The sequence below is a fragment of the Rhodoligotrophos defluvii genome, assembly GCF_005281615.1.
Classification (GTDB): Bacteria; Pseudomonadota; Alphaproteobacteria; order Rhizobiales; family Im1; genus Rhodoligotrophos; species Rhodoligotrophos defluvii.
The window spans coordinates 72,886-99,037 of record NZ_SZZM01000002.1 but is presented as its reverse complement, the minus strand read 5'-3'; the positions used below and the strand labels follow the sequence as shown (position 1 = coordinate 99,037).

General features: G+C 65.3%; 28 protein-coding genes. 15 read left to right on the top strand and 13 right to left on the bottom strand.

Features of this window, described 5'->3' with window-relative positions:
* Window positions 1-3: 3 nt before the first annotated feature.
* The 5 genes from E4P09_RS09615 to dctP all read right to left on the bottom strand — a co-directional run bounded on the left by E4P09_RS09615 (window position 4) and on the right by dctP (window position 4,633).
* Entirely contained in the window at window positions 4-480 is a 477-nt protein-coding gene (locus E4P09_RS09615) for a hypothetical protein (RefSeq protein WP_137389405.1), read from the bottom strand.
* On the bottom strand, window positions 477-1,562 hold the full coding sequence (locus tag E4P09_RS09610) for a phosphotransferase family protein (protein ID WP_137389404.1): 1,086 nt from the start codon (window positions 1,560-1,562) through the stop codon (window positions 477-479). Before E4P09_RS09610 ends, E4P09_RS09615 begins: the two co-directional genes overlap by 4 nt.
* On the bottom strand, window positions 1,555-2,103 hold the full coding sequence (locus E4P09_RS09605) for a TRAP transporter small permease (protein ID WP_137389403.1): 549 nt from the start codon (window positions 2,101-2,103) through the stop codon (window positions 1,555-1,557). The genes E4P09_RS09610 and E4P09_RS09605 overlap by 8 nt, the downstream gene beginning before the upstream one ends.
* Window positions 2,104-2,111: 8 nt before the next feature.
* A complete protein-coding gene (locus tag E4P09_RS09600) occupies window positions 2,112-3,422 on the bottom strand; it encodes a TRAP transporter large permease (RefSeq protein ID WP_137389402.1) in 1,311 nt (436 codons plus the stop codon).
* A 110-nt stretch (window positions 3,423-3,532) separates the two neighbouring features.
* Window positions 3,533-4,633, bottom strand: a complete 1,101-nt coding sequence (gene dctP, locus E4P09_RS09595) for a TRAP transporter substrate-binding protein DctP (RefSeq protein ID WP_205042076.1) — start codon at window positions 4,631-4,633, stop codon at window positions 3,533-3,535.
* A 266-nt stretch (window positions 4,634-4,899) separates the two neighbouring features.
* Between dctP and E4P09_RS09590 the strand changes: the two genes are divergently transcribed.
* On the top strand, window positions 4,900-5,580 hold the full coding sequence (locus tag E4P09_RS09590; protein ID WP_205042075.1) for a TetR/AcrR family transcriptional regulator: 681 nt from the start codon (window positions 4,900-4,902) through the stop codon (window positions 5,578-5,580).
* 39 nt (window positions 5,581-5,619) lie between these two features.
* On the opposite strand, the gene E4P09_RS09585 is transcribed toward E4P09_RS09590, so the two are convergent.
* On the bottom strand, window positions 5,620-6,612 hold the full coding sequence (locus E4P09_RS09585; protein ID WP_170984334.1) for a LysR substrate-binding domain-containing protein: 993 nt from the start codon (window positions 6,610-6,612) through the stop codon (window positions 5,620-5,622).
* 110 nt (window positions 6,613-6,722) lie between these two features.
* On the opposite strand from E4P09_RS09585, the gene E4P09_RS09580 reads away from it, so the two are divergent.
* The 6 genes from E4P09_RS09580 (at window position 6,723) to groL (ending at window position 13,481) form a co-directional block, all read left to right on the top strand.
* Window positions 6,723-8,303 carry a zinc-binding metallopeptidase family protein gene (locus E4P09_RS09580; RefSeq protein WP_137389399.1) on the top strand — a complete coding sequence of 527 codons (1,581 nt, stop codon included), beginning with the start codon at window positions 6,723-6,725 and terminating at the stop codon, window positions 8,301-8,303.
* Window positions 8,276-10,054: an amidohydrolase gene (locus E4P09_RS09575; RefSeq protein WP_239025109.1), complete on the top strand. Its 1,779-nt coding sequence runs from the start codon at window positions 8,276-8,278 to the stop codon at window positions 10,052-10,054. Before E4P09_RS09580 ends, E4P09_RS09575 begins: the two co-directional genes overlap by 28 nt.
* Entirely contained in the window at window positions 10,024-10,980 is a 957-nt protein-coding gene (locus tag E4P09_RS09570) for a CobW family GTP-binding protein (RefSeq protein WP_137389398.1), read from the top strand. The genes E4P09_RS09575 and E4P09_RS09570 overlap by 31 nt, the downstream gene beginning before the upstream one ends.
* A 68-nt stretch (window positions 10,981-11,048) precedes the next feature.
* Window positions 11,049-11,270 (top strand): hypothetical protein, encoded by a 222-nt coding sequence (locus E4P09_RS09565; protein WP_170984333.1) that lies wholly within the window; start codon window positions 11,049-11,051, stop codon window positions 11,268-11,270.
* Window positions 11,271-11,475: 205 nt separating this feature from the next.
* Window positions 11,476-11,790: a co-chaperone GroES gene (gene groES / locus E4P09_RS09560; RefSeq protein ID WP_137389397.1), complete on the top strand. Its 315-nt coding sequence runs from the start codon at window positions 11,476-11,478 to the stop codon at window positions 11,788-11,790.
* 53 nt (window positions 11,791-11,843) lie between these two features.
* Window positions 11,844-13,481, top strand: a complete 1,638-nt coding sequence (gene groL / locus E4P09_RS09555) for a chaperonin GroEL (protein WP_137389396.1) — start codon at window positions 11,844-11,846, stop codon at window positions 13,479-13,481.
* A 78-nt stretch (window positions 13,482-13,559) separates the two neighbouring features.
* Here the strand turns inward: groL and E4P09_RS09550 are convergent, their stop codons facing one another.
* From E4P09_RS09550 to E4P09_RS09535, 4 genes are all read right to left on the bottom strand, one after another.
* Window positions 13,560-14,036: a PaaI family thioesterase gene (locus tag E4P09_RS09550; RefSeq protein ID WP_137389395.1), complete on the bottom strand. Its 477-nt coding sequence runs from the start codon at window positions 14,034-14,036 to the stop codon at window positions 13,560-13,562.
* 79 nt (window positions 14,037-14,115) lie between these two features.
* On the bottom strand, window positions 14,116-14,544 hold the full coding sequence (locus E4P09_RS09545; protein WP_137389394.1) for a DUF1284 domain-containing protein: 429 nt from the start codon (window positions 14,542-14,544) through the stop codon (window positions 14,116-14,118).
* Entirely contained in the window at window positions 14,541-15,125 is a 585-nt protein-coding gene (locus E4P09_RS09540; protein ID WP_137389393.1) for a biotin transporter BioY, read from the bottom strand. The genes E4P09_RS09545 and E4P09_RS09540 overlap by 4 nt, the downstream gene beginning before the upstream one ends.
* A 270-nt stretch (window positions 15,126-15,395) precedes the next feature.
* Window positions 15,396-16,064 (bottom strand): GntR family transcriptional regulator, encoded by a 669-nt coding sequence (locus E4P09_RS09535; RefSeq protein WP_137389392.1) that lies wholly within the window; start codon window positions 16,062-16,064, stop codon window positions 15,396-15,398.
* Between the two features lie 198 nt (window positions 16,065-16,262).
* Here E4P09_RS09535 and E4P09_RS09530 point away from each other — a divergent pair, with 198 nt between their 5' ends.
* The 4 genes from E4P09_RS09530 (at window position 16,263) to E4P09_RS09515 (ending at window position 20,304) form a co-directional block, all read left to right on the top strand.
* Window positions 16,263-17,153, top strand: coding sequence for a DMT family transporter (locus tag E4P09_RS09530; protein ID WP_170984332.1), 891 nt, complete (start codon window positions 16,263-16,265; stop codon window positions 17,151-17,153).
* A gap of 181 nt (window positions 17,154-17,334) precedes the next feature.
* Window positions 17,335-18,405 carry a quaternary amine ABC transporter ATP-binding protein gene (locus E4P09_RS09525; RefSeq protein ID WP_137390239.1) on the top strand — a complete coding sequence of 357 codons (1,071 nt, stop codon included), beginning with the start codon at window positions 17,335-17,337 and terminating at the stop codon, window positions 18,403-18,405.
* A gap of 117 nt (window positions 18,406-18,522) precedes the next feature.
* The gene (locus tag E4P09_RS09520) at window positions 18,523-19,431 is read left to right on the top strand and encodes an ABC transporter permease (protein WP_137389390.1); all 909 of its coding nucleotides are present in this window, start codon (window positions 18,523-18,525) and stop codon (window positions 19,429-19,431) included.
* An 18-nt stretch (window positions 19,432-19,449) separates the two neighbouring features.
* Entirely contained in the window at window positions 19,450-20,304 is an 855-nt protein-coding gene (locus tag E4P09_RS09515) for a glycine betaine ABC transporter substrate-binding protein (protein ID WP_137389389.1), read from the top strand.
* 52 nt (window positions 20,305-20,356) lie between these two features.
* Here the strand turns inward: E4P09_RS09515 and E4P09_RS09510 are convergent, their stop codons facing one another.
* Together E4P09_RS09510 and E4P09_RS09505 are read right to left on the bottom strand one after the other, a co-directional pair.
* Window positions 20,357-20,833 carry a MaoC family dehydratase gene (locus E4P09_RS09510; protein WP_137389388.1) on the bottom strand — a complete coding sequence of 159 codons (477 nt, stop codon included), beginning with the start codon at window positions 20,831-20,833 and terminating at the stop codon, window positions 20,357-20,359.
* Between the two features lie 100 nt (window positions 20,834-20,933).
* Entirely contained in the window at window positions 20,934-21,881 is a 948-nt protein-coding gene (locus tag E4P09_RS09505; RefSeq protein WP_137389387.1) for a cation diffusion facilitator family transporter, read from the bottom strand.
* A gap of 112 nt (window positions 21,882-21,993) precedes the next feature.
* Between E4P09_RS09505 and E4P09_RS09500 the strand changes: the two genes are divergently transcribed.
* The gene (locus E4P09_RS09500) at window positions 21,994-22,470 is read left to right on the top strand and encodes a hypothetical protein (protein ID WP_137389386.1); all 477 of its coding nucleotides are present in this window, start codon (window positions 21,994-21,996) and stop codon (window positions 22,468-22,470) included.
* 621 nt (window positions 22,471-23,091) lie between these two features.
* Here the strand turns inward: E4P09_RS09500 and E4P09_RS09495 are convergent.
* Window positions 23,092-23,613 carry an outer membrane protein assembly factor BamE gene (locus tag E4P09_RS09495; RefSeq protein WP_137389385.1) on the bottom strand — a complete coding sequence of 174 codons (522 nt, stop codon included), beginning with the start codon at window positions 23,611-23,613 and terminating at the stop codon, window positions 23,092-23,094.
* Between the two features lie 127 nt (window positions 23,614-23,740).
* Here E4P09_RS09495 and E4P09_RS09490 point away from each other — a divergent pair, with 127 nt between their 5' ends.
* The 3 genes from E4P09_RS09490 to plsX all read left to right on the top strand — a co-directional run bounded on the left by E4P09_RS09490 (window position 23,741) and on the right by plsX (window position 26,148).
* Window positions 23,741-24,334 (top strand): ubiquinol-cytochrome C chaperone family protein, encoded by a 594-nt coding sequence (locus E4P09_RS09490; RefSeq protein WP_137389384.1) that lies wholly within the window; start codon window positions 23,741-23,743, stop codon window positions 24,332-24,334.
* Window positions 24,335-24,344: 10 nt separating this feature from the next.
* Window positions 24,345-24,935, top strand: a complete 591-nt coding sequence (locus E4P09_RS09485) for a YceD family protein (protein WP_137389383.1) — start codon at window positions 24,345-24,347, stop codon at window positions 24,933-24,935.
* Between the two features lie 148 nt (window positions 24,936-25,083).
* Window positions 25,084-26,148 carry a phosphate acyltransferase PlsX gene (plsX, locus tag E4P09_RS09480; protein WP_137389382.1) on the top strand — a complete coding sequence of 355 codons (1,065 nt, stop codon included), beginning with the start codon at window positions 25,084-25,086 and terminating at the stop codon, window positions 26,146-26,148.
* Window positions 26,149-26,152: the final 4 nt, after the last annotated feature.

Genomic DNA, 26,152 nt, shown 5'->3' with positions numbered 1-26,152 from the left:
GGCTCAGCTTTCGGCGTGTTCGCGTCCACGCGCGATTTCCGCAAAGAGCGGTTTTTTCGTCATCTTCATTTCCCTCGTCAGATCGTCGCGGACGGCCTGGCGCAGCACTGCAGCCGCCTCGCGGGCGCCGGTGTGCTCAGGGTGCTGGGACGCCCAGACGAGCAGATCGGCGATTTCACCATCCAGCCGATTCCGCTCGGCCAGCAGATCCGCTGCGGACAAGGACGCATATGGTGCGTCCTGGCCTGGGCCAGGGGCAGCCGGTACAAGCGCGCGCGCTGCGCGGATGGCTGCGGTGCGGGTTTCCACTGCGGCCAGCAACGGAGCGCGCGCCCATTCGATCCGCCCGGCAATATTGCCGAGAACATCGACGACACCGATGGCCTGACCGCGGGCATAGGGCTCGGTGACATTGGGGATCACGTCATTGCGCAGGGTGGCGATAATGCCGGCGATCAGCCTGTCGAGGGAGTTGTTCATGACGCACGCTCCACGGCGGATTCCACCTGCAGCAGCATGCGCGGGATCTGAATGCCCATCGCCGCCATGCGCAGGTCGTTGAAGCCGCGGGTTTCATAGCAATAGGTGGCGCCGAGATGCATGACCGCAAGCTTGAAGGTGCCAAAGGCTTCCCAATAGGCGACGGCGGCCGGATCAACGGGCAGGCCGGTCAGCGCCGAATAGCGCTGGTGCAGCTCTTCGCGGGTGAGCAGGTGGCACATGTAAGGTGCGCGGCCGCGCCAGGCCTGCAGGCAAATCCACCCGAGATCCTCCATGGGGTCGCCCAGGTGCACCAGTTCCCAGTCGAGGATCGCGGTTATGCTGCCCTCACGTTCGAGGAAATTGCCGATGCGGTAATCGCCATGCACGATGCTGATGCGCGGCGCCGCGGGGGCGTGCTCACGGAACCAGAGAACCGCCCATTCCAGTATCGGGTATCGGCGCTGCGACCATTGCCGCATCAGCCCTTCCCAGTAGTCGATCTGGGCGGCGGCCGTCCTGCTGGTGTCCGTCGCGCCGCCGATATGGGCGGCCGGCGTGCCGCGCCAGTCGAAATTGTGCAGGGCGGCGAGCGCAGTCACGAACTGCTCGCCGAGGCGTGCGCGGCTCTGCTCATCGAAGGCGGGCCCACCGTCAGCCGTCCAGGGAATGGGGGCTTCGCCCTCGACGCGGTCGCAGATGAAGAAGGGCGCGCCGAAGACGTTGCTCTCGTCGGAATACCAATAGAGGCCTGGCACGGGCACGGCGCTTTTGGCGAGGGCCTGCAGGGTCAGCGCCTCGGGCGAGGCCTTGTAGGGGCCAAACAGGCCGTTGGGCGGGCCGACGCGCAGGATGAGATCGCGCGAGATGGCGCTGCCGTTCTCATGCCATTTCGCCGAGAAGCCATAGGTCACCCAGGAGAAGCCCACGGTGTAGCGGTGGAGCGGGCTGAGCTCCACGTCGCTGCCGATAGCCGTGCGCAGGAACGAGCGCAGCCGCCAGCCGAGGCCCTCCAGGTCGAAGGGATCGAACTGCACCGGCGCGGGTTGCTCACCCGGGTGGTGGAGGGCACTTTCAGGCATCGCGCGGGGTGGCCTCCGCAGCGGCCGGCTCGTTTTCCGCCGAGATGCCGAACAGGGTGCGGATGTCTGCCGCGAGCAACCGGACCATCTCCAGCAGCATGAGGGCGAAGGCGAGCGGCATCATGATGATGATCGGCCAAAGGGGCCAGAAGTCGGTGCCGACCTGCATGGTGCGGTTGCTGGCGATACCATTCCAGACGAAATTACAGACATACCAGAGCACCACCGCGTAGACGGCGATCTCGACCAGCAGCACGATCGCCGAGACGAAGGCGCGCGGCCAGGGCGCAAGCGCATTGGCCAAGATGTCGAGCCGCGGGAAGCTGCCCTCCCGGTGGGCCATGGGCAGGGCCCAAAAAACCAGCAGCGGGAATATGATACGCTCGATGATGTTGTAGGCGCCGGGGATGAGATCGGCTTGCAGGATGTAGCGGCCGAAGACGCTGATCACGGTGATCAGGGTCATGGCCAGAAGGCAGATGCCGGCGCCGATGGCGGCCAGGCCCCACTCGAAACGCCAGATGGCTTTCCAGAATCTCATATGGAATCTCATCCGATGTGGCTCGGCAGCCAGGTGACGATGCCCGGCGCGAGGATCATGCACAGCGAAACGAGAATGGCGGCGATGATGGCGAACAGGGTCGAGGGCTTGAACACCTCCGCGACGGGGTATTTGCCGGCGGTCGCTGCCGCGTAGGACGACAGCCCGACCGGCGGCGTCAGCAGGCCGATCGAGATCATGAACGAAGCCATGACGCCGAACCACAGCAGGTCGATCTGCGCGGCTTGCAGCATCGGCATGATGATCGGAATGAACAGCACGATAACGGCGGCCGACTCGAGGAACATGCCCGCAACGAAGATCGTCAGCAGGAGAACGGCGATGAGCACGCTTGGCTGCGCCAGGAGAGGCTCGGCCACCTCCAGCAATTCCCGCGGCACGCGGGAGAAGGACAGGAAGCGGGCAAAGATCTGCGCGCCGATGACGATCATCATCAGCATCGCCGTGACCTTGACGGACTCCGCGAGAGCTTCCGCAATGCCGCGCATGTCGACCCGGCGCATCAAGATCATGCCGACCGTGGCGACGAAGGCGCCCAGGGCACCGGCCTCGCCAACCGTGACAACGCCCCCATAGATGCCGCCGAACACGGCGAACATCAGAACCAGCACAAAAAGAAACGAGGGCATCGACCCGCGCGCCGCGGCCGGATCGGCGATCTCCGGCCCGGCGGTTCCATCGACCGCACCGGGCCGGATTTCCCCGAACAGCTTCAGGCAGACCACATAGACCACGATGCAGATCGCCCCCGGCACGATGGCCCCGATGAAGAGATGCCCGATGGGCGTCTGGGTCAAAGAGCCGTAGATGATCATGATGAGGCTGGGCGGGATGATGGCCGAAAGCGAGCCGGCGATGGCGGCTAGCCCGATCGAGAACCGCTTGGTGTAGCCCACGCGCTCGAGCTCAGGCCCGGCGAGAGAGGCCAGCGCCGCCGCACTGGCCGAGCCCGAGCCGGACACGGCGCCCAACAGGCCGCCGGTGACGATCGTGGCGACGCCCAGCGGAAAACGGCGGTAGCGGGCCAGCCGATGGCCAACCCGATAGAGGTCGACGATGACGCCGCCGCGGACCAGCATCTGCGCCATGAGCAGGTAGAGAGGAATGATCGAGAGGGAGTAGGTGGAAGCCGTGTAGAAGATGTCCTGGCCGATGATGCCGGTGAGGACGCGGGGGCCGACCCAGAGGAGTATTCCGACAATGCCGGCACCGAGCAGACAGGTGGCCACCGCCTGGCCGAGCACGAGGAATGCCAGGAACCAGAATGCGATGAACCAGATGGTCAAGGTTTGCGACATCGATGGACCCGGTCCCCTTACAAGCTACGGCGATGTGGTCTCAACCTCGCCTGGCGCCGCAGCGGGTGCGCAGAGGCAGATGATCGCTCCGCGCCCCCTATGCCATCACTCTAGAGGCCGAGATATTCGGCCACGCCTTCCGGCAACTTGCCGCCTTCCTCGATGATGAACTGGGCGTAGAGCTTGGCGGTATCGCGCGCGGGATGGCCGGCGGCCTCGGTCTTCTCGATCCAGGTCTTCCAAGTGTCCGCCGCTGCCTTCGCCACGTGCTGCTGCATGGCCGGGGACAGCTGGCCGATCGGGGTGAACTGGCCGTTATATTCCTCCATCGATTTCTTCTTCACCACCTCCACATTGTCTTCCCAGACCTGAGCGTTCTGGAGCGCGATCTTGCGCGCCGTCTCGTCGAACAGCTTCTTCTGCTCGTCGGTCAGGCCGTCCCAAGCCTCGTTGCTGATGGCAAGGTAGCTCTCCCAGTGGCCGATCGACACATCGGTGATGGTGTGGCGGAGCAGCTGCTCGATGGAGTAGGAAGGCCAGTCGGAAATAGCGATGATGATGCCCTCGATCGTGCCGCGGGAGAGCGCCTCGTAAGCCTGGGGACCAGGCAAGGTCACGGGCGTGGCGCCAAGCTTCTCAACCACGATGGTGTGGAGGGCGGCGCCGGCGCGCAGCGGCACGCCCTTGAAGTCCTCAGGCTCCTTCAGGACCTTCGACGTGGTCGAGATGGAGTAGGGGGCGGTGGCGCCCAGAGCCCAGACACGGATGCCTTTGTCGGCGATCTCGTATTCGTAGAACGTCTTGCCGTTGCTGAGCTTGACGTCGGAATCGAGCAACTTCTGGAAGGCGCGCGTGACCATCGGCGAGGTGGTGCCATAGGCCGGCAGCTGGGTGACATCGGAGAGCGGGAAGCGGCCCTCGTGATAAGGCGCAAGCAGCGGCGCCGCCACATCAATGGTGCCGCTGGTGAGACCGTCCAGCTCACGGCCGACGGACGTGAGCTCGCCCGAATAAAAACGGGTGAACGTGATTTCGCCGTTGGATCCCTTCTCGATCGCGTCGGCAAAGGGGTTCATATGCTGAGCCACCCACAGGTGCGGCTGACCAAGGCCGGTGGAGATGATCAGCGTGTCGGCCGCATGGGCAAGCGGAGCAAAGGCGAGCAGGCCCGCCGCAGCAGCGAATGCCAGGTTGCGCATTCTCGCAAGCATCGATGTCCTCCCTAGGCCGCGGGCGATCTGATGCATGAGACCGCCTGGCCATTTGTGATTGTGGCGCGCAATCTTCGCGTTGTTGTGGCGCCGGTGCGGCTGAGATGACGAACCTCGAAGCGGTCCGCTGGTGCGGCACATCTCAAATTCCGGCGTCAAACCCTCACGCTAAGGGGAATCGGCCGCGTTGTAAACAAAAATGAACGATGGCTCAGAATTCAGATTTGTTGACACGCCTCTGCCGCTCCACTAGCCTCCGCGGGGCAATGAAAACGAAGCAATCGGCCATGGCCCACCCCGCCGGCGAGGCGAAGCTTACAGTTGGTGGTCGCGTCCGGCGCAGCCGCCGGGCCGAAAAGGCCGAGGCGACGCGGGCCCGTTTGTTTGCCGCCGCGATCGAGATCGTTGGCGAGTACGGCTATGCCGGCACGTCCGTGGCACTGATCACACAGCGCGCGCAGGTGGCGCAGGGGACGTTCTACAACTATTTCCAGTCGAGGCAGGACCTGCTCGATCAGCTGCTGCCCTCGATCAGCGTGCAGCTGCTGGCCCATGTGCGCAAGCGGGTGCATCAGGCGGAAGACAGCCCGATTGCGCGGGAATATGCGCGGATCACCGCCTTCTTCGAATTTCTGGAGCAGACGCCGCACCTGTTCAAGATTCTCCACGAGGGGGAGATTCACGCGCCGGAAGGCTTCCGGCGCCACGTCGCGCTGCAATCGGAAAACTACAAGCGGGCTCTGGAGCGCGAGCGCCACCGGGGGCATCTCAAGGCGTCGTCTCCCGAGGAAATCGATGTCATGGCCGAGATCCTGATGGGTGCGCGCGATTATCTGAGCGCGCGCTATTGCGTGCGCAACGGCGAGATCGTGCAGCCGCCCAACCATGTGATCGACGCCTATATGCGCTTCGTGGTGAGCGGGATGTTCGTGGACCAACCAGCCTGATGTGTTGTTGTATACGGGCGCCTGACGCCTCTATGGAGATCAGGAGAAACAGGCCCTCAGCCAGCTGCGAAAGGCGCTGACCGCCGGCTGATCCAGCCGTTCCCGCTCGCAGACCAGATAATAGGCATCGGGCGAGGGGATCGCATGCTCGAACGGGCGCACCAGCAAACCGTCGGCCAGCGCGCGGCCGCAGACGATGTCATCGCCCATGGCGATGCCCTGTCCGGCAATGGCGGCGGCCTGCGCGAGGTAGATGTCGGAAAAGACGATGCCGGTCTCGGGCGGCGGCATGGGCAGGCCAAGCTTTCCCAGCCAGAGGGCCCAGTCATTGTGGTCGTGAAGGTGCAGGAGCGTGAGACGGGCGAGATCTTCGGGCAGGCGCAGGCCGCCAGCACGTTTCCGCTTTTCTCCGAATCGTGGATCCGCTCCAAGCTGTTGCTTGGTCGCATTTTCTTCACGCGAACCGGTATCCACTTCGCTCGAAGATGCTGTAAGGGCGTTGAGCAGGCCGGGGCTGCAGACGGGCGAGAATTCCACGCGGGCCAGCAGCTCCGACCAGTGGTCCGGCCAGGCGCCGCGGCCGAAGGCGATGAACACGTCTGCCTCGGGATCGCTCACGTCGTCCAGGCGGCGTGGCGTGACGATGCGAAGCCTGACGTGGGGATAGAGGCTGCGGAAGTCGCTGAGGTGGCCGCAGAGCCAGAAGGTCGCAAAACCCGAGGTGCAGCTGATGGTGAGGGAGCCGCGCAGCTCCACATCGTCGGCCGCGTCGGCGGCCCGGGCGATCAGCCTGAGGGCGCGGTGCACTTCCTCTGCATAGCGCCGGCCGAATGGGGTCAGGGTGATGACCTTCCCGACACGGGCAAATAGGGGCGCTCCGAGCTCCTTTTCGAGGAAGCGCAGCTGGTGGCTGATGGCGCTCGGCGTGCGGCCGAGCTCGCGGGCGGCGGCCCAGATCGCCCCGTGACGCGCCACTGCATCGAAGGCGCGTAAGGCACTCATGGAGGGGAGGGTGCGCGCGGGCCAAGGCATGGATGCCTCTCGTGAAAGGATTTCAATCAACCGGTCAAGAAATATCACTTTGGACGAGTGAATTTCATCTTCTAAGCTGAGGGCATAGCTTGCCAGGGGAGCGAACGAGCATGAGCACGACATCCGCGGAGCGGACCGCATGCGGCTGGGTGGACGAGAACGCGGCCGCTTTGTCGCGCTGGACCAGCGAGATCTGGCACAAGGGCGAGACCGCCTGGCGCGAGTACGAGTCCGCCGCCTGGTATGTGGAACGGCTGCGCGCCGAGGGCTTCGAGGTCGAAGAGGGTTCAGGCGGCATGCCGACCGCCTTCGCGGCGGAATGGCGCAATGGCGATGGCCCGGTGATCGCCTCCTATGCGGAATATGACGGGGTGCCCGGCAACTGCCAGGCGGCGGCGACCGTGCGGCGGCCCCGGGAAGGCCTGACCGAATATGCCGGCGGCCATACCGACCCCCATTCGGCCCTGGGCATGAGCGCCTTTGGCGGGGTGCTGGCGGCGAAGGCGGCCATGGAGCGCGAGGGGTTAAAGGGCACTCTCAAGTTCTTCGGCGAGCCGGCCGAGAAGGTGCGCGGCTCGAAGCCGATCCATGCAGCGCGCGGCTATTACGATGGCCTGGACGCCATGATCAGCTTTCACCCCTGCTATATGCTGCCGCTATGCAACACGGTGAACTGGGATACCCATTGCGGCGCGGCCTATGCGATGGTCTATCGCTTCATCTGCGATGAGCCGGAGACCTGGCTCAAACGCGCGGAAGGGCAGCCCATTCCGCAGGCCCATAGCGCGGTGCGCGCGCCTGGCGCGAATGATGCTTTGTTCGCGATGTATAACAGCGGCAAGGCCTTGCGGGATTCCATGCTGCCCCATATGGGCGGCTGGTCGATCAGCGAGGCGATCCTGACTGCGGGCCAGGCGACGGCCGACAACCTGCCGGCCCGGATTGCGGAGATCCAGTACATCATTCGCGTGCCGACGGTGGAGATGGCCGAGCAGGCGACGATGATGCTCGACCGCTTCGCCGCGGCCGCAGCCCAGCTCACCCATTGCCGGTATGAGCGCATCTGGGTCTCGAAGTCGCGGCCGGGCCTGGCCAATCACGTCATGGCCGATCTGGTCTACAAGAAGCTCGAAGCGGTGGGGGCGCCGCGCTGGGGCGAGAAGGCCAAGGCGATCGCCCGGGAGATCCAGGCCAATCTCGGGCTCGAGCCGATGACGGAGCCGTTCCTGCCGGATTGCGAGCGGCTGATGCCGCCGGAGGAGGCGGAGCGCATCCTGCGGCGGGACCTGCCGCCGTCGCAGGTCAACTACACGTCCGACGATTATACGGAGATGTGCTGGCATGCGCCGACGGCGCGGCTCTATATCGCCCGGCCGATGCTTTCAGCGCCCGCGGGCTATGCCTATCCCGACTGGGTGATGAATGCGCTGGGCGGCATCCCGGAAACGATCGATCCCATGACCGTCTGCGCGGCCAAGACGATCGCTCTCTCCATTCTGGAGCTGATGCAGAATGACGAGCGGCGGCTGGCGGCCAAGCGCGAGTTCGAGGAGCGCACGGGCGGCGGCATCGGCGGGAGCCAATGGCTGGCGCCCTTGTGCGATTATGACCCGCCCGTCAACCTGCGCTGGCCCGAATATGTGGAGACCCGGCGCGGCCGGGAATGGTGGATGCCGACGGCCGGCTACTGACCGGCGCCCGCGAGGTTTGCGAGATGCGCGAGCTTTATGAGCACAGGCCGAGCCACAGGCCCCGCAGCGCCTATGCGGACCTGGCGCTGGTGAATGGCCGCATCTATACGGGCGACCCGGGCCTTCCCTGGTGCTCCGCCCTGGCGGTGGCGGGCGGGCGGATCGTCGCCCGGGGGGAGCGTGGGGACATCGCCCATGCCCTTGGCGCCGGCACCCGGCTCATCGACCTTGGCGGGCGTTTCGCCATGCCTGGGCTTTACGACATGCACACGCATCCGGATCTGGCCTTGGCGCCGCGCTATGCGGACGATCTCGACATCGGCATCGTGGACCCGAGGCCGGACGAGGTGCGGGATGCAGTGCTTGCCTATGCGGCCAAGCATCCGGACCGGGAATGGATCTATGGCCAGTATTTCGTGCGCTACACCTTCCGGCAGGCGGGGCTGGTGCCGGGCAAGGCGTGGCTCGACACGGTGATGCCGGACAGGCCGGTGGCCCTGCTCGACCGCATGTGGGGCACCATGATGGTGAACAGCCTGGCGCTCGAGCGCGCCGGCATCACTGCGGCCACACCCGACCCGACCAATGGCTATCTCGAGCGCGATCCGGTGACGGGCGAGCCGACGGGGCTGCTGATCGACGGCGCCTATGCGTTGATCCACGCCGCCATGCCGCCAACGCCGGTGCCGGTACTGCGGGCGGCCTATCGCGACGGTATCCGCTACCAGTCCGCCCGCGGGGTGGTGGCGAGCAAATATGTGCATGTGTGCGAGAACCGGCTGCAGGCCCTGCATGCGCTCGATACGGCGGGCGAGCTGACGGTGCGCATCGAGGCGGCGATCAGCTGGCAGGACGACATCTTCCCGGTGCGCCGGCGCTGGGAGCTGCTGACAGGCGAGCGGCATTATTACCGATCGGCACGGCTCAACGCCAATGCGGTGAAGTTCCATTTCGACGGCACGGTGGAGCCACGCTCGTCCTACCTGATCACGCCATGGGATGGAGCGAATAGCGGCTGGGCCGGCAAGATCAATCTGACGCCCGAGCACCTGGCCGATATGCTGTGGGACATGGACCGGCAGGGCATCCGGGTGATTGCCCATTGCACGGGGGATGCTGCCTCCGACACTTTCCTCGACGCGGTGGCGGAAGCGCGGCGGCGGCCGGGTGGGCTCGGCGTGCGGCACCAATGCGCGCACTGCACCATCCTGCATGGGAGCAATCTCAGGCGGTTCCGCGAGCTGGGGGTGACGGCTGAGTTCTCGCCGGTGTCGTGGTATCCCTCGCGCTTCGTCTCGGGCGCGCGCTCGGGCTATGGGCCGGAGCGGCTGTCGCGCGCCTATAACGTGAAGGGCGTGCTGGAGGCCGGCGGCGTCGCGGTGATCGGCACGGACTGGCCGGTGAGCCCGCTGGACCCGTGGATCGCGCTGGAAACCCTGGTCACCCGCGCCAATCCTTGGGGCGAGATGGAGGGCCGGTTCGGCGAGCCGATCTCGGTGGAGCAGGCGATCGGGGTCATGACCCGCAACGGTGCCTGGTCCATGGACATGGAGCATCGGGCGGGTAGCCTGGAGATCGGCAAGTCTGCAGATGTGATCGTGCTCGACCGCGACCTGTTCGCGATCGAACCGCAGGGCAATATCCATGCGACCAGGGTGGATCTGACCTTCATCGCCGGTGAGCTCGTGCATGACCGGCTGAATGCGGAGAGCGATGCGGTATGGCAGGGCGAGGCGCCCAAGCTGTGGTGAGGCCGAGCGCCATCCCGGTGACGGTGATCGGCGGCTTTCTGGGCGCCGGCAAGACCACGCTGGTGAACCACGTCCTGCAGGGCGACCATGGACTGAAAATCGCGGTGCTGGTGAATGACTTCGGCGCGGTGAATATCGATGCGGCCCTGATCACCTCCAGCGAGGGCGGGGTTTATTCGCTTGCCAATGGGTGCGTGTGCTGCGGCCTGAACCAGGGTCTGGTGGAGCAGCTGGAAGAGCTGCTGGAGAGGCCGGGCAGCTTCGACCATATGGTGATCGAGGCCAGCGGCGTGGCGGATCCCGCGCGGATCATGGACACGGTGCGCTATGCGCGCTTTGCCGGGCGATTGCAGGCCGACGCCGTGGTGGTGCTGGTGGATTTGGCCGGGTTCGACCAAGCCATGACGGCCGCGCCTGGCCTTGCCGAGACGCAGCTCGATGCTGCCGACCTGGTGGTGCTGAACAAGGCCGATCTGGTGCCGCTCAGCCAGATCGAGGCGTGGCGCAAGCGCTGGCAGTGGCCGGGCATGCGGGTGATCACCGCCGTTGATGCGCGGGTGCCGTTCGATTTTCTGTTTGCAGGGCAACAGACTGGAGCCGACCGTGCGCATGACCACGCGCATGCGCATGAGCAGCCGGTGAGCCGGACGTGGCGTTCATCCGCTCCGGTGGATCTCGAGGCCTTGGCCGCGGTGCTGAAGAGCCTGCCCCCAGCGGTTTACCGGGCCAAAGGCTTCGTTCGGGACAGCCAAGGGCGCCAGCTCGCCGTTCAGGTGGTCGGTACGCGCGTGACCGTGGTGCCGGTCGGTCCCGGCGCCTCGTCGGTTGGGGACGGCAGCATCCTGGTGCTGATCGGGTTCGGCGCGGATGCGGACTTCGATGGCACGCTCGCCCGGCTCGACGCCTGCGCCAGCCCATCGCGCTGACCCTTTGCATATGCCGCGATCGGCCCCCACCTCTCTTACGTGGTTCTCAACTGAGAAGGGGTGCAGGCGTGACAGTGACAAGACAGGACATCACCGCCGTGCTCGGTCCGGTGGATGACAGCTTCGCGGCCGAGATCGCAGCCATCGACCCCTCTCCGGGCGAGCTCGCGGAGGCTTGGGCCTGGGTGAACAGCGACGAGGCGCTGGTGAACGACGGAAGGCCCCTGCCGAGCGGCAAGGTCGCCGCCCTGGTCGAGCTGCTGGCTGCGCCCGAAGCGCTGGAAGAGTGAGGCCGGCCGGGCCTTCGCGGTCTCCACGGTCCATCGTTAGCACTCCGGCAGAACGAGTGCTAAAAACTCTGGCACTCTTCCGCAAAGAGTGCTAAATAGAAGACGCGGGAACGGAGTCGAGGCGCCTGCTGCCTCGATCGTGCCCGCTGGCCGCCTCACTCGGCCAAGACCCTTAGACATTGCTGTTCTGCACAAGGAGGATTGCATGCAATTCCGTCCGCTGCACGATCGTGTGCTCGTCCGCCGCATCGAGGCCGATCAGAAGACGCCCGGCGGCATCATCATTCCGGACACCGCCAAGGAGAAGCCGCAGGAAGGCGAAGTGGTCGCCGTCGGCCCGGGCGCCCGCAACGAGAAGGGTGAGCTGGTCGCGCTCGACGTCAAAGTCGGCGACCGGATCCTGTTCGGAAAGTGGTCCGGCACCGAGGTGAAGATCGACGGCGAAGATCTCCTCATCATGAAGGAGAGCGACATACTCGGCGTCATCGAGGCGGCGGGCTCGGTGAAGAAGGCCGCCTGACAGCGCCGCCAAGAGCTTTGCCCAATTGAGCTGAAGGAAGGAGACAGACAACCATGGCTGCCAAGGACGTGAAGTTCTCGTCGGATGCCCGCGAGAGGATTTTGCGCGGCGTCGACATCCTTGCGAACGCGGTCAAGGTGACCCTCGGCCCGAAGGGCCGCAACGTGGTGCTCGAGAAGTCGTTCGGCGCACCCCGGATCACCAAGGACGGCGTAACCGTCGCCAAGGAGATCGAGCTCGAGGACAAGTTCGAGAACATGGGCGCGCAGATGGTGCGCGAGGTCGCGTCCAAGACCAATGACCTGGCCGGCGACGGCACCACGACCGCGACCGTTCTCGCCCAGGCTATTGTCAAGGAAGGCGCCAAGGCGGTGACCGCCGGCATGAACCCGATGGACCTCAAGCGCGGCATCGACCTGGCCGTCGCCGCGGTGGTCGAGGATCTGAAGAGCCATGCCAAGACGGTGACCTCCAACGAGGAGATCGCCCAGGTCGGCACCATCTCCGCCAATGGCGACACCGAGATCGGCCGCTTCCTCGCCGAGGCGATGCAGAAGGTCGGCAACGAGGGCGTGATCACGGTCGAGGAGGCCAAGTCTCTCGACACCGAGCTCGAAGTGGTCGAGGGCATGCAGTTCGACCGCGGCTTCATCTCGCCCTATTTCGTCACCAATGCCGAGAAGATGCGGGTGGAACTGGATGATCCCTACATCCTGATCCACGAGAAGAAGCTGTCGGGCCTGCAGGCCATGCTGCCGCTGCTCGAGGCGGTGGTACAGACCGGCCGTCCGCTGCTGGTGATCGCCGAGGACGTGGAAGGCGAGGCGCTGGCCACCCTGGTGGTCAACAAGCTGCGCGGCGGCCTGAAGGTGGCGGCGGTGAAGGCGCCAGGCTTCGGTGACCGGCGCAAGGCCATGCTGCAGGACATCGCCATCCTGACCGGCGGCACGGCGATCTCCGAAGATCTCGGCATCAAGTTGGAGAATGTCACCATCGAGATGCTCGGCCGCGCCAAGAAGGTGGTGATCGAGAAGGAGAACACCACGATCATCGACGGCGCCGGCTCCAAGGACGAGATCCAGGGCCGCGTTGCACAGATCAAGGCGCAGATCGAGGAGACCACCTCCGACTATGACCGCGAGAAGCTGCAGGAGCGGCTGGCGAAGCTCGCCGGTGGCGTGGCGGTGATCCGGGTCGGCGGCGCAACCGAGGTCGAGGTGAAGGAGAAGAAGGACCGCGTGGACGACGCACTGCATGCGACCCGCGCGGCGGTCGAGGAGGGCATCCTGCCGGGCGGCGGCGTGGCGCTGCTGCGGGCCCGCAAGGCTCTGGAGAACCTGAAGCCGGAGAACCCGGACCAGAAGGCGGGCGTCGACATCGTGCGCCGCGCGATCGAGTTCCCGGCCCGCCAGATCATCCAGAATGCCGGCGACGACGGCTCGCTGGTGATCGGCAAGCTGCTGGAGAAGAACGACTACAACTGGGGCTTCAACGCCGCGACCGGTCAATACGAGGATCTGGTCAAGGCGGGCGTGATCGACCCGGTGAAGGTGGTGCGTACCGCTCTCCAGGATGCCGCGTCGGTCGCTTCGCTGATCGTGACCACCGAAGCGCTGGTGGCCGAGAAGCCGAAGAAGGAGAAGGCTCCGGCCATGCCGGGTGCCGGCGGCATGGGCGACATGGACTTCTAAGGTCCTGTATAGGCGCGGTGGTTTCATCCACCGCGCTGCTGCAATTCAAGGCGCCTGCGGGACATACCCCCGCGGGCGCTATCTGTTTTCAGGTGCCGTGTCCGGCTGGCCGGCAAGGCAGATCAGCGTCTGCTGGCCCAAGGCGATGAGCGCTCTTTTTTCGCCGGACAGGGCGTGAACCTCCAGCTGGCACACCGTCAGGGTGCGGCCGGCCTTGACGACCTTGCCAGTGGCCTCCAGACAGTCACCCTGGGCGGGGGCGAGCAAGTTGATCTTGAACTCCACGGTGAGCACCGAGCTGTCGGCGGGGAACACCGAGAGGCCGGCATAGCCACCAGCGCTGTCGGCAATCGCCGTGGTCCCGCCCGCGTGGAAGTAGCCATGCTGCTGGGTAAGCTCGGGCCGATAGGGCATTCTGATGCGCACGAAGCCGCGCCTGACCTCGGTGATCGTCGCGCCGAGATGCTGCATGAGGCCCTGCCGGCCGAAGCTGTCGCGGACGCGCTGCTCCGTGGCCGTATCGACGGGCTCCGGACGGGTGATCTGATCCAGCATGGCTCTTGCCCCTTTTCCTCCAAGCGGTCTGGTCGAATATGCATTACCTTTACGTCAAGGCAAGAGGTAGGATGCGGGTTCAGGTGATCGGCGGAATTCGGCAGCCAGCATAGCCGGCGGCCGCGATGCCGCTGCACAGCGAATGCCACTGGCAAGCGCGGCAGGCGGAACGGATCTGCCCTGCGGCGAACGCGCTGCGCAGGGCCTGGACGTCCATCGTGCTGAGCTGCAGGAGCATTCCCGGCGCGATCGGGTGCGAAAGAAGACCGCCCACCGCCTTTGCCGCGAGACGGTCCCGCTTCATGACCCTTGCGCCTCGGCAATGGGATTCGGGTTCGCTCATCGCCGGCGCGCAGACATCATCGGGACCGGAGACGATCTCGACGGGCTCGCCGCGCGCAATCCGCTCCGCGATCCCGTCATAGTTCGCGACGAAGGCGGGGCTGTAGCCTTTGCCTGCATAGGTCAGCAGGCAAAGGAGGTGATGGGCCCTGAGGCGAATGGTCACCGTGTGGCCGGGCGCATGGCGAGGGCCTTGAGGGTCGCCGCCCCAAGCGCCGATTTGACGATGCCGCCGAGGATGAACGGGGTGACACCGGCGGCAATGGCAGGCGCGAGGCCGATCAAGCTTGCGAGCCAGGCGGCGCCAAGGGCGAGGCAGAGCGCATTGCCCATCAGCATGGCACAGAAAGCAAGGACGACCCGATGTCCGTTCCAGCCCCGCTCGGCGAGCCAGCCAGTGAGGACGGCCATGAGCGGGAAGGCGAAGAGATAACCGCCGGTGGGGCCGAAGAACGGGGTGATGCCGCCAGCGCCGCCGGAGAGAACCGGCAGGCCGAGGGCGGCTTCGCCCAGCCAGGCGAGCACGGTGAGGCCGCCGAGGCGCCAGCCATAAAGCGCACCGATCAGGGTGACGGCATAGGTCTGCATTGTCATGGGCACGGGCACCATGGGCACGCTCACATAGGAGGACAAGGCGAGCGCCATGGTTCCGACGAGCACCGCCAGCAGCTGAACGGGACGCGAGCGGCTATCCAAGCGGAGTGGACTCCAGGTCGGGGTTGGATGCGTGGGGGCAGCGTGGCTCATGAATTCTCCTCTCTCACGATTATAGATAATTTGACTCTGTGATCTATTATCGAGTCCACAACCAGCCCGGAAAGGCAAGCACCTTTTTGCAGCCGGCCACGACGGCGCCGCGGCAGGGGCTGTTGAAAGGCGGGTTATTGGCGATGGGGCGCCGGCTAGAGCGTTTTCGCTTTTCGCTCTAATTTCTTGTTTTGTCGCATTTTCTTCACGCGAACCGGGCTCCACTTCGCTCGAAAAGGCTCTAGGGCCACCCGTGGGCGAAGGTTCGGTTCAGCCGATGATCGCGAAGGCGTTGCGGGTCGCGCCACGCGCCGTTTTCACCGGCTTGTGCCCGATCCACTGCACATGCTGCGCAAGAACTTGGCAGGCCTGGTCGGTTTGGCCCCGGCGCAGCGCGGCGAGAATCGCAAGATGATCGTGGTCGGTGCGCGCTTCCCACTCGGAGCGCCAGCCGGCAAAGAGGAAGCGGGCGCTCGCCTGATGCAGGTCGTCTATGGTTCGCAGCAGGCGCGGCATCGCGCAGGGTTTCAGAATGAGGCTGTGGAACCGTCGGTTAGCCGCTTCCCAGGACTGCACGTCGTGGGATTTGTCACCGGCGCGGGTGATCGCCTCCGCTTCGTCCAAGATGGCTGGGGTGAGGTGGGGCGCAGCGTGCCGCAAGGCGAGGACCTCGAGGGCGGCCCGCATCTCCGCCACCTCCTTCACCTCGTTCAGGTCGAAGGCGGCGACCCGCACCCCGCGGCGCGGCTCGTTGACGGCCAGGCCTTGTGCTTCGAGCCGCCGGAACGCCTCGCGCACCGGCACATGGCTCGTGCCGAACTCGGCGGCGATATGGTCCTGGCGCAAGCGCGCGCCGGGCTCGATCTCGCCGGCAACGATCCGTTCGGCCAGCACCTGACTGATCCGCACGGCGATGGTGTCGCGCTTCTGCTCCGTCATGGATTATAGATAATTCCTCCGCATCGGTTCGTCCATCGGCCAGATCAAGCCGGATATTCCGCTGCGGCATGGGTATTCTGTTGCCTTATGCGGGAGCCCATGGGCAGTATCAGGCGCACGTTCATCATCCGCGCGCCCGGAAGCACCGGATTTGCGGGCCTGAATTCGAGATGCCCACCGATGAGTATGGCGGCTGTCATGGATCGATCGCGCCTAGGCGTTGCTGTCGCCTTTGTCTCTGCGCTTGCCCTCGCGATCAACGACGTCTCCGTGCCGTTCTCCTATGAGCGAGGATTCAGTGCGCCGACGGTGGTTCTGATCAGGTTCATCGCCTTGGTGGCGGTGCTGGCCATACTCCTCCCCCTGTTGAACCATCCGCTGCGTCTGCCGCGAAAGGCTGTCGCCCATGCGTTTGGCAGCGGCCTCTGCCTATCGGTTGGGACGTTGGGCCTGCTGGGCGCCTTTGCCTTTATCCCCGTCAGCCTCGCGGTGGTGATCATCTTCGTGTTCCCGTTTCTCACCGCCGTCATGGAATGCGTCTATCAGCGCCGTCGGCCGGCACCGTTCGAGCTGCTTTGTCCGTTGGCTGCTCTGGTGGGCATCGGGATGGCCATCGGCTTCGAACCACAAGACCTGGACCCACGTGGCATATTGCTGGCGCTCATCAGCGCCGTCGGGTTTGGCGGATCCGTCTTTTGGAACAGCGTGGCGCTGAGAGATTTCGACGGGGTGACGGTTACGCTTTATATCGCCTGCGCTGCCGTGCTGGCGGTGGGCGCCTTTCTGTTTGCGACGGGCAGCTTTCGGATCGCATCCCTCTCCCTCAACGGCTGGCTGCCCGTGTTCGTCACCTGCGTGTTCTACGTGATCGCCACGGTGTGCATGTACAAAGCGATCGAGCTGGCCGGCGGGCCAACCTCGGCGATGGTGTTCAATCTCGAGCCCATTTTCGTGGTCGTGCTCGCGGCGGCCTTTCTTGACGAGGGGTGGACTTGGTCGCGCGCCTTGGGCAGCATGGTGGTGGTGAGCGCCATCGTCGTGGCCGAGTGGTGGCGGAGCAGGGCGGTGAGAAAGCTGGCCCTCTCGTGACAGGCGCGGCCCTGCACGGCGCAACGGACGAGCCGCGCAGCCGGCGGCCGGATGTCGGTTCTTGTGAAGATTATGCCTCATTCAGGCAAGAGGCAGCGGTTTCTCCCGTGTTTCGCTGAAGCGGGAGCACATGGCGGCGGAGAACCGCCGGTAAGCCGATGAGGGGACGTTGGTGCCGGGAATGGAGGTGGAGGCGAGCACATGCATCAAGGTGACCGGCCTCACCAAGGTTTTCGGCGACCGTCCTGACGAGGCCCTCGAGCTGGCCCGTTCCGGCGTTCCCCGCGATCAGATCCTCGAGCGCACCGGCTGCGTGCTCGGCCTGCGCGACGTTTCCTTCGAGGTGGCCAAGGGCGAGATCCTCATCGTCATGGGGCTGTCCGGCTCGGGCAAGTCGACGACGCTCCGGTGCATCAACCGCCTGGTCGATCCGAGCGAGGGCAGCATCGTCGTCGATGGGACGGAGGTGACCGACCTCTCGCCCAAGGCGCTGCTGGCGTTCCGGCGGGCGAAGTTCGGGATGGTGTTCCAGCAGTTCGCGCTGTTTCCCCACCGCTCGATCCTGGCCAATGTGGAATACGGGCTGGAAGTGCAGGGTGTTGCGCCGGACGTGCGCCGGGAGCGCGCGCTGGAGGCGATCGAGCTGGTGGGGCTGAAGGGCTGGGAGGCGGCGCTGCCCGCGCAGCTCTCGGGCGGCATGCAGCAGCGGGCGGGGCTTGCCCGCGCGCTTGCGGTCGATGCCAATATCCTGCTGATGGACGAGGCGTTCTCAGCCCTCGACCCGCTGATCCGCCGCGACATGCAGCGCGAGCTCGTGGCCCTGCAGAAGTCGCTGAAGAAAACGATTGTCTTCGTCTCCCACGACCTCGACGAGGCGATCGCCCTGGGCGGGCGGATCGTGATCATGCGCGACGGCGAGATCGTACAGCAAGGATCGGCACTGGAGTTTCTGACCGATCCGGCGGATGATTACGTGGAGCGCTTCGTCGCTCATATCGACGTGCTGGGCGTGCTGAAAGCCCGCGACGTCATGCGCCCCATGGCGGAAGTGCCGAGCGGCATGAGCCCGGCCGATCTGCCGCAGCTTCCGGCCGGCACCACCCTGCGGGCGGCGCTGGCGGTGCTGGCCTCCGGCGTTGCCGGGGTCACGGTGGTCGGGGAAGAGGGACGGCCGGCCGGCATTCTGACGGAGCATGGGGTGGTCGCGGCGCTCGCCGCCCAGCATCGCCGCGGCGTCGAGATGGCCGGCTGACCCCGAGAGCGCACTCCGATCACGTTGGATCGGACCATGCTCTCGTTCCTTAGGTTTCTCGCATTTTCTTTACGCGAACCGGTAGCCACTTCGCTCGAAAATGCTCTAGGAGGCGACATGGACTGGCAAATCCCACGCTTTCCCCTGGCGGAGCTGGCCGACCTCGCGCTCGACTGGCTGACGGCCACGTTCTCGGGGCTGACGCGTGCGGTCAGCCGCGTGGTCTCCAGCGGGCTGGATGCGACCATTTCGGGGCTGCTGTGGCTGCCGCCCTGGGTGGTGCTCGTGGCCATCGGCGCCCTGGTGTGGTGGCTCGTGGGGCGGCGGATCGCCCTTCTGGCGGTGCTCGGCTTCGCGTTCCTGTGGAATTTGGGCCTGTGGAACGCCACGATCCAGACAGTGGTGCTGGTGCTGTTCTCGACGGCGGTGGCGCTGCTCATCGGGGTGCCCATCGGCATTCTGGCGGCCGTGAAGCCGCGGGTGTGGCGCGCCATCAGCCCGCTGCTCGACATGATGCAGACCATGCCGTCCTTCGTCTATCTGATCCCGGCCATTCCCTTCTTCGGGCTCGGCGCGGTGTCGGCCTGTTTCGCCACCATCGTCTTCGCCATGCCGCCGACCATCCGGCTCACGGCGCTGGGCATTTTGCAGACGCCGCCGCAGCTGATCGAGGCGGCGGACGCGTTCGGATCAAGCCGCGTGCAGAAGCTGGTGAAGGTGGAACTGCCGCTGGCGCTGCCGACCATCATGGCGGGCATCAACCAGACGATCATGCTCGCCCTGTCCATGGTGGTGATCGCCGCCATGATCGGCGCCGGCGGCCTCGGCGGCGAGGTGTGGCGGGCGATCCAGCGGCTGGAGGCGGGGCAGGGGGTGCAGGCCGGCATCGCCATCGTGCTGCTCGCCATCATCCTCGACCGGATCACGCAGCAGATTGCGCACAAGCTCCAGGCCGAGGCCAGGGGCGGCGCCATTCCATCGGAAGCCGGCGCGCAGCCGGCCGAAGATCAACCCAAACCGGCATGACAAGAAAGGGAGAGAACTATGCTGACCAGACGCTCGACACTGCTTGGTGCAGCCGGCCTCGCGCTGGCGACGATGGTCGCGGGAGGGCCTGCGGCTGCGCTTGAGGATGTGACCATTGCCTATGTGGAATGGTCCGACGCGGTGGTCGCCACCAACATCATCAAGACCGTGCTGGAGCAGGAGGGCTACAACGTCAAGACCGTGCCGCTCTCGGCGGCGGCCATGTGGCAGGCGGTGGCCAGCGGCGAGGCGGATGCCATGGTCGCCGCCTGGCTGCCGGCCACCCACCAGGCCTATTTCGAAAAGCTGAAGGACCAGGTGGTCGATCTCGGGCCGAACGTCACGGGCGCCAAGATCGGCTGGGCGGTGCCCACCTATGTGGAGGACGTGAACTCCATGGAGGATCTCAAGAACAAGGCCGCCGAGTTCAAGGGACAAGTCATCGGGATCGATCCGGGCGCCGGCCTGATGAAGGCCTCCGAGAAGGCCATTCAGGAATACGACCTACCGCTGAAGCTGATCGAGGGTTCGGATGCGACCATGGTCGCGGCGCTGAAGGACGCGTATAACCGCAAGGAGCCGATCATCGTCACCACCTGGACACCGCACTGGATGCATTCGAGCTTCGATCTGAAGTATCTCGAGGATCCCAAAGGGGTGTTCGGTAGCGAGGAGACGGTGAACACGGTGGTGCGCAAGGGCCTCAAGGAGGATGACCCGAAGCTCTATGCCATTCTCGACAACTTCGCCCTGAGCCTGGACCAGGAGCAGGCCGTGATGCTGGAAAACGAGCAGCCGGGCGCCAATCCCGCGGAAACCGCCAAGAAGTGGGTGGAGGCGAACAAGTCGACCGTGGAAAGCTGGGTGCCATAAACGGCAGGCGGCCCACAGACCTTGCCGGGCATGCGGCACTCGCGCCGCATGCTCACGATTGCGGACCCGAGAGGCCGGACGGCGGCAGGATCAGGGTGGTGGCCTTGACGGCCACCGCGTCTTGGCCGGCGCTGGTGACGAGCCGGCCGGTCATCTCCAGGAGGTAGCCGCCCAGGCTCGCTTTCGGCGTGATCTTGTCGATGCGCCAGAAGATGGTGGCAGCCTCGCCGGCGCGAACGGCGCGGCGCAAGGTGCAGTTGAATTGCAGCCCGAGCGCGCTGCAGCGGCCGGTGAGAAAGGCGGCGACCGAACCGGTCGTCACCCCGATGGTCTGAGTGCCGCTCGCGATCAACCCGCCGAAACGGGTGGTCTTCGCATAATCCTCATCGTGATGGAGAGGGTTGTCGTCGAGGGCCATCCGCGCGAACGTCCTGATGGATTCGGCATCGAAGACCACCTCGCGGCTGAAGGACTCGCCGACCTGGAATGGCGGGACCCATTCCAGGACCGCTTCCTTGGATGCGCTCAACTCTCACTCTCCCCGTGACCTGCAAATGATCGTGCCGCCGACGGCAAGGCTCTGCTGGCCCCCGGTGCCGCGGCGATAGTATTGACCGGCACCGTCGGCTTCAACGGTTTGAATGGGCGAGCTGGCGCGCCCGCCAGGTGGCGGCGCTCTGCGGCTTGATGAAGATGGCGGTGATCTCCGGCCTGCTGCGGCGGAGGCTGTTCTCCAGGCGCTCGATGCAGGCCTCGATTTCGTCGACCTTGAGCTCATCGCGAAAATCTATGCTCAGGCCGACCACGATCTGGTCCGGCGCCAGATGGACGCTGAACATGCCGTTGACCTGTTGCACGGCTGGGTCGCTGCCGGCGGCCGCCACGATCTCTCTCTCCACCTCGGGCAAAGCCCGTTCGCCGATCAGCAGGCCTTTGCTCTCCCGGGCGAGCAGGATGGCGGTGCCACCCAGAATCAGCCCCACGCCGATCGAGGCGAGGCCGTCAAATTCGGGAATCGCGAACACATGGGCTGCGGTGATTCCCGCGGTGGCGACGAGCAGGCCAAGCAGCGCGGCGGTGTCCTCGAACAGCACGGTGAATGTGGTCGGATCCTTGCTCTGCCGGATGGCGGCGAGATAGCCCAGGCTGCCCTTCTGCTTGCGAAAGCCCTTCAAGGCGACGAGCCAGGAGCCCGCCTCGAACACCATCGACGCCGCCAGCACGACATAGTTGATCATGATATTACGGATCGGCTCCGGGTTGAGCAGGTGAGTGATGCCTTCATAGAGCGAGACGCCTGCCCCGAGGGCGAAAATCAGCACCGCGACAATGAAGCTCCAGAAGTAGATTTCGCGTCCATGGCCGAGGGGATGAGCAAAGTCCGGCGGACGGGACGCCCGGCGGATGCCGTGGAGGAGGAGGACTTCATTGCCACTGTCGACGAGAGAATGAATGCCCTCGCTGAGCATGGCGGAACTGCCCGTTAGTGCTGCGGCCATGAATTTGGTAATGACGATCAGCACATTGCCGATCAGGGCGGCATAGATCACGATCCTGGACGCGTTGGATGCCGTCATGGCGAGGTCTACGTGGTTGCGGTCACCGAGTGCTCCATCGTCCCGGTCAAACCGGCCTGTTCGAAAGGCGACCCGGCAATGATCTGCCGGGTTTGCCAAAAAAGGATGGATCATGAACCGAACGGCGTCCTTACGCACATATTGGGGCGGCCTGCTGCTCGCTGCCACTGCACTGGTCTGGGCCGGCATGGTGATCGGGGTTTCGGGGCTCGCCACGCCGATCAAGTTCGAGGTGCAGTCGCTTACCCTGTCGGTCGCGCTGGAAATCGGGCGGGTGACGTTCCAACTGCTGAACCGGGTCGAGTGGGGCTTCGGCTTGCTGCTCGCCCTTCTGGTCATGCTGGCGCGGGTGCCGCCGTGGCAGATGTTCCTGGCCTTCTGCGTGCTGGTGATCTTGATGGCGCAGTCCTACTGGCTGCTGCCCGCCCTGAAGTTGCGGGTCGCTATGATCGTGGCCGGGGAGACGGTCCCGCCTGCCGGCTATCACCGCTGGTTCGTCATCAGCGAGACCGCCAAAATCGTGCTGCTGCTGCTGCTCGGCCTGCTGGCGATGCGCCGCTTGCAGCGGCCGCGGCCCGCCGGTTCCTAGAGCGAGATGGCTCCTCTTTGACTCGCCATCCCGGCTCCACTTGTCAGGTTGCCCTGGATGCCGGCTCAAGGCCGGCATGACGGTAGTCTCAGCAACTTAGTCATTGCCGCGCTTGACGCGGCAATCCAGGGGCTGCAGGGGGACGTTGGTGCCGTGTGGCCCTGGGATGCCGGCTCAAGGCCGGCATGACGACTTAATCAGTCTCAGCAACTGTGGCTCTGGATGCCCCGGTCGAGCCGGGGCATGACGGTTTTGCGGGGAATTTCGAGGGTTGACGCGGCAATCCAGGGGCTGCAAGGGGAACATTCGTGTCGTGTGGCTCTGGATGCCGGCTCAAGGCCGGCATGACGACTTAATCAGTCTCAGCAACTGTGGCCCTGGATGCCCCGGTCGAGCCGGGGCATGACGGTTTTGCGGGGAAATTTCGAGGGTTGACGCGGCAATCCAGGGGCCGCAAGGGGAACGTTCGTGCCGTGTGGCCCTGGATGCCGGCTCAAGGCCGGCATGACGACTTAATCAGTCTCAGCAACTGTGGCCCTGGATGCCCCGGTCGAGCCGGGGCATGACGATTTTGTAGAGAATGTCAGAGGCTCGACCCGGCAAATCCAGGGGCCATGCTCGCTAGAACGGACTGCCGCCGATCGAGCCGCCCGGCCCGCGGCCGCCGCCACCGCCGAGCGAATCGGGGCTGAACTTGCCGACGTTCGAGAACAGTTGCTGGAGGATGGTCAGCTCCTTGCCGCGGGTCGGCGTCTGGCGCGTGCTGAAATCGATGACGCGGCCATCTTCCAGTCCGTAAAGGGCGAAGCTCTCGACCTGGTCGTTCTGGTTGAATCTGACGGCGAAGATCTGCCGCTCGACCACCGTGGGCTTGAAGAAGGCGGCCTGCTCGACCGTATCGGAGATGTAGTAGTAGCTGTCGCCGTGGAAATTCACGGTGGCGGTGGTGGAGGGGCTGCCGAGGAGAGCCTGTACCTCGGTCTTGCTCATGCCGGGCTGCACCTTCTTGATGTCATCGCCGTGCGGCAGATAGCCTCGGTGATCAACGACAGGGCTGCAGGCGGCAATGGCACCGGCCAGGCCGAGGGCGAGCAGCCCGTTGCGGAGCACGATTCGGCGCGAGACGCGTGGAGGATTGACCACTCGGAGGATCCCTCTAACTTGAAGGGTGAACGACCCGATCTTACCTGCTGTTCTTCAGTCCGAGTTACTCCGGACTTGGCAGGCTTGGCAAGCGCAGGGTCCTGCACTTTCACCACCGGCTCTAAACATGATATTCGACAGACTGCTTGGGCGGCGACGCCGCGACGGTATCCCTCGCGCCATCTACGCGGCGATTGTGGCGCAGGCACGGCAACCCGGACTGTACAGCGCGCTCGGCGTGCCGGACACGCTGGAAGGGCGATTCGAGATGGTGGTGCTGCACACCATCCTGGTGCTGCGGCGGCTGCGCCGCGAGCAGGGCCCGGTCTCCGGCCTGGCCGAGGATATCTGCACGGTGATGTTCACCGATTTCGACCACAATCTGCGCGAGATCGGCGTCGGCGACCTTGCCGTCGGCAAGAAGGTCAGAAAGCTCGCCGAGGCCTTCTATGGCCGCGGCAAGGCCTTGGACCAGGCGCTGGCGGCCAGTGACCAAAGGGCCATGGTTGCGGCATTTCTCGCACGCAACCTGGCGGCAGACGGCGTGCAAGCCGGGAACCGCTTCGCCGATCTCGCCAATTATGTGATCGCGCTGGATGAGGCGCTTGATTCGGCGAGCCTCGATGACCTCATGAACGCACGTTTGCCTGTCGTGGACCCGGCGCCGCAGGGCGAGACGCGCTCTGCGCCGCTGACCTCGCCGAGGCTTGCCACACTTTGAGGAGCCGACAATGGTAGAGGTGGACGAGGCCGGATCGGGCGGCAGCAGTCATCCGGATGGTTTCAAGCGTCCTTTCGAAATCGCCGCGGTGGGGGAGGACGGGCTCGAGGAGCGGCTGGTCGCGACCCAAGCGGAGCGCGAGGTTCTGGCGGGCTGGCTCGGTCTGGCCCGGCTCGATGCGCTCGAAGCGAAGCTTTCGCTGAAGCCCTGGCGGGGCAACGGCGTGCGCGTCAGCGGACAGCTGCACGCCGAAGCCGAGCAGGTCTGCGTCGTCACCCTGGAGCCGCTGCAGCGGGTCTACGAGCAGGAATTCGAGCGCAGCTTCATCCAAGGGCCGGCACCGGTTGGGGAGGGCGCGACGGAGGCCGTGGTCGATATTGCCGGAGAGGATCCGCCGGACGTGATCGAGAACGGCGTCATCGATCTCGGTGCCGTGGTGGCCGAGGAATTGGCCCTGGTGATCGATCCATATCCCCGAAAGGAAGGGGCGGAGATCGAATCGGGCTATGCTGCGCAGCCGGAGGAAAAGCAGGATGAGACTCCATTCGCTGCGCTCCTGGCGCTCAAGAAGGCGATCGGCCCGGAGGATAACGGCCGTTGATGCGGCTGACCCATGCGGACTTCAGCGCGTGCCCTTAGTTTCTTGTTGTCTCGACCGGGCGAATGCGTATTGTGCCGAAGCCGACATCGGCCAATCAGCCGACCAATTCTGTGGCTGATCCCGTGAGGGCCGTGATAGCTACGCATTGATGCCTGATCCTCTGACCATAGCTTTGGATGCCATGGGAGGTGACCGCGGGCCGGAGATCGTCGTGCCCGGCGCGGATATCGCCTTGGAGCGCCATCCCGAGATCAGATTTGTGCTGTTTGGGGACCAGGGGAGGCTGGCGCCCGTCCTCGATCGCTATCCGCGGGTGCGGGACAAGGCTGCGGTCGTGCACACGGACGTGGCGATCGCCATGGAGGACAAGCCGAGCCAGGCGCTGCGCCGGGGCCGCAACGTCTCCAGCATGTGGCGCGCGATCGAGGCGGTGAAGGCGGGCGAGGCCGACGTGGTGGTCTCGGCCGGCAATACCGGCGCGCTGATGGCGATGGCCAAGGTCATCCTGAAGACCATGCCCGGCATCTCGCGCCCGGCGATTGCCGGTTTCTGGCCGACGCTGCGCGGCGATTCGATCGTGCTCGATCTTGGCGCGACCATCGGGGCGGATGCGGACCAGCTGTTCGACTTCGCCGTCATGGGCGAGGCGATGGCCCGCTGCATGCTGGGGGTGGAGCGGCCCACGGTAGGGCTGCTGAATGTCGGCATCGAGGAGATGAAGGGCGTGGAGGAGGTGCGCGAGGCGGGCCGCCGCCTGCGCGAGGCCAAGCTGCCCATCGAATATTGCGGCTTCGTCGAGGGCGACGACCTCGGCAAGGGAACGGTGGATGTGTTCGTGATCGAGGGCTTTACCGGAAATATCGCCCTCAAGGCCGCCGAGGGAACCGTGCGGCAGTTGACGGCCTATCTGAAACAGGCCATGAACCGCTCCCTGCTCACGCGGATCGGCTATCTCTTGTCGCGCGGCGCCTTCGATGCGCTGAAGGCGCGGCTCGACCCGCGAACCAAGAACGGAGGCGTTTTGCTCGGATTGAACGGCATCGTCGTGAAAAGCCATGGTGGCACGGACGCGATCGGATTCGCCGCCGCCATCGACGTGGCTGTGGAAACGACCCGCAACCGCTTGATCGAGAAGATCGCGGCCGACCTCGCCGCCAAGTACAACGCCGGGCAGACCGACGACAGCTCGGCGTTGAAGGCGGAGGGGGTCTGACCCG

Bases quoted from the DNA above. Each gene is read 5' to 3' on its own strand.
- E4P09_RS09615 (WP_137389405.1), bottom strand. From the start codon at position 480: ATGAACAACTCCCTCGACAGGCTGATCGCCGGCATTATCGCCACCCTG.
- E4P09_RS09610 (WP_137389404.1), bottom strand. From the start codon at position 1,562: ATGCCTGAAAGTGCCCTCCACCACCCGGGTGAGCAACCCGCGCCGGTG.
- E4P09_RS09605 (WP_137389403.1), bottom strand. From the start codon at position 2,103: ATGAGATTCTGGAAAGCCATCTGGCGTTTCGAGTGGGGCCTGGCCGCC.
- E4P09_RS09600 (WP_137389402.1), bottom strand. From the start codon at position 3,422: ATGTCGCAAACCTTGACCATCTGGTTCATCGCATTCTGGTTCCTGGCA.
- dctP (WP_205042076.1), bottom strand. From the start codon at position 4,633: ATGCTTGCGAGAATGCGCAACCTGGCATTCGCTGCTGCGGCGGGCCTG.
- E4P09_RS09590 (WP_205042075.1), top strand. From the start codon at position 4,900: ATGAAAACGAAGCAATCGGCCATGGCCCACCCCGCCGGCGAGGCGAAG.
- E4P09_RS09585 (WP_170984334.1), bottom strand. From the start codon at position 6,612: ATGCCTTGGCCCGCGCGCACCCTCCCCTCCATGAGTGCCTTACGCGCC.
- E4P09_RS09580 (WP_137389399.1), top strand. From the start codon at position 6,723: ATGAGCACGACATCCGCGGAGCGGACCGCATGCGGCTGGGTGGACGAG.
- E4P09_RS09575 (WP_239025109.1), top strand. From the start codon at position 8,276: ATGGTGGATGCCGACGGCCGGCTACTGACCGGCGCCCGCGAGGTTTGC.
- E4P09_RS09570 (WP_137389398.1), top strand. From the start codon at position 10,024: ATGGCAGGGCGAGGCGCCCAAGCTGTGGTGAGGCCGAGCGCCATCCCG.
- groES (WP_137389397.1), top strand. From the start codon at position 11,476: ATGCAATTCCGTCCGCTGCACGATCGTGTGCTCGTCCGCCGCATCGAG.
- groL (WP_137389396.1), top strand. From the start codon at position 11,844: ATGGCTGCCAAGGACGTGAAGTTCTCGTCGGATGCCCGCGAGAGGATT.
- E4P09_RS09550 (WP_137389395.1), bottom strand. From the start codon at position 14,036: ATGCTGGATCAGATCACCCGTCCGGAGCCCGTCGATACGGCCACGGAG.
- E4P09_RS09540 (WP_137389393.1), bottom strand. From the start codon at position 15,125: ATGAGCCACGCTGCCCCCACGCATCCAACCCCGACCTGGAGTCCACTC.
- E4P09_RS09535 (WP_137389392.1), bottom strand. From the start codon at position 16,064: ATGACGGAGCAGAAGCGCGACACCATCGCCGTGCGGATCAGTCAGGTG.
- E4P09_RS09530 (WP_170984332.1), top strand. From the start codon at position 16,263: ATGGATCGATCGCGCCTAGGCGTTGCTGTCGCCTTTGTCTCTGCGCTT.
- E4P09_RS09525 (WP_137390239.1), top strand. From the start codon at position 17,335: ATGGAGGTGGAGGCGAGCACATGCATCAAGGTGACCGGCCTCACCAAG.
- E4P09_RS09520 (WP_137389390.1), top strand. From the start codon at position 18,523: ATGGACTGGCAAATCCCACGCTTTCCCCTGGCGGAGCTGGCCGACCTC.
- E4P09_RS09515 (WP_137389389.1), top strand. From the start codon at position 19,450: ATGCTGACCAGACGCTCGACACTGCTTGGTGCAGCCGGCCTCGCGCTG.
- E4P09_RS09505 (WP_137389387.1), bottom strand. From the start codon at position 21,881: ATGACGGCATCCAACGCGTCCAGGATCGTGATCTATGCCGCCCTGATC.
- E4P09_RS09500 (WP_137389386.1), top strand. From the start codon at position 21,994: ATGAACCGAACGGCGTCCTTACGCACATATTGGGGCGGCCTGCTGCTC.
- E4P09_RS09490 (WP_137389384.1), top strand. From the start codon at position 23,741: ATGATATTCGACAGACTGCTTGGGCGGCGACGCCGCGACGGTATCCCT.
- E4P09_RS09485 (WP_137389383.1), top strand. From the start codon at position 24,345: ATGGTAGAGGTGGACGAGGCCGGATCGGGCGGCAGCAGTCATCCGGAT.
- plsX (WP_137389382.1), top strand. From the start codon at position 25,084: ATGCCTGATCCTCTGACCATAGCTTTGGATGCCATGGGAGGTGACCGC.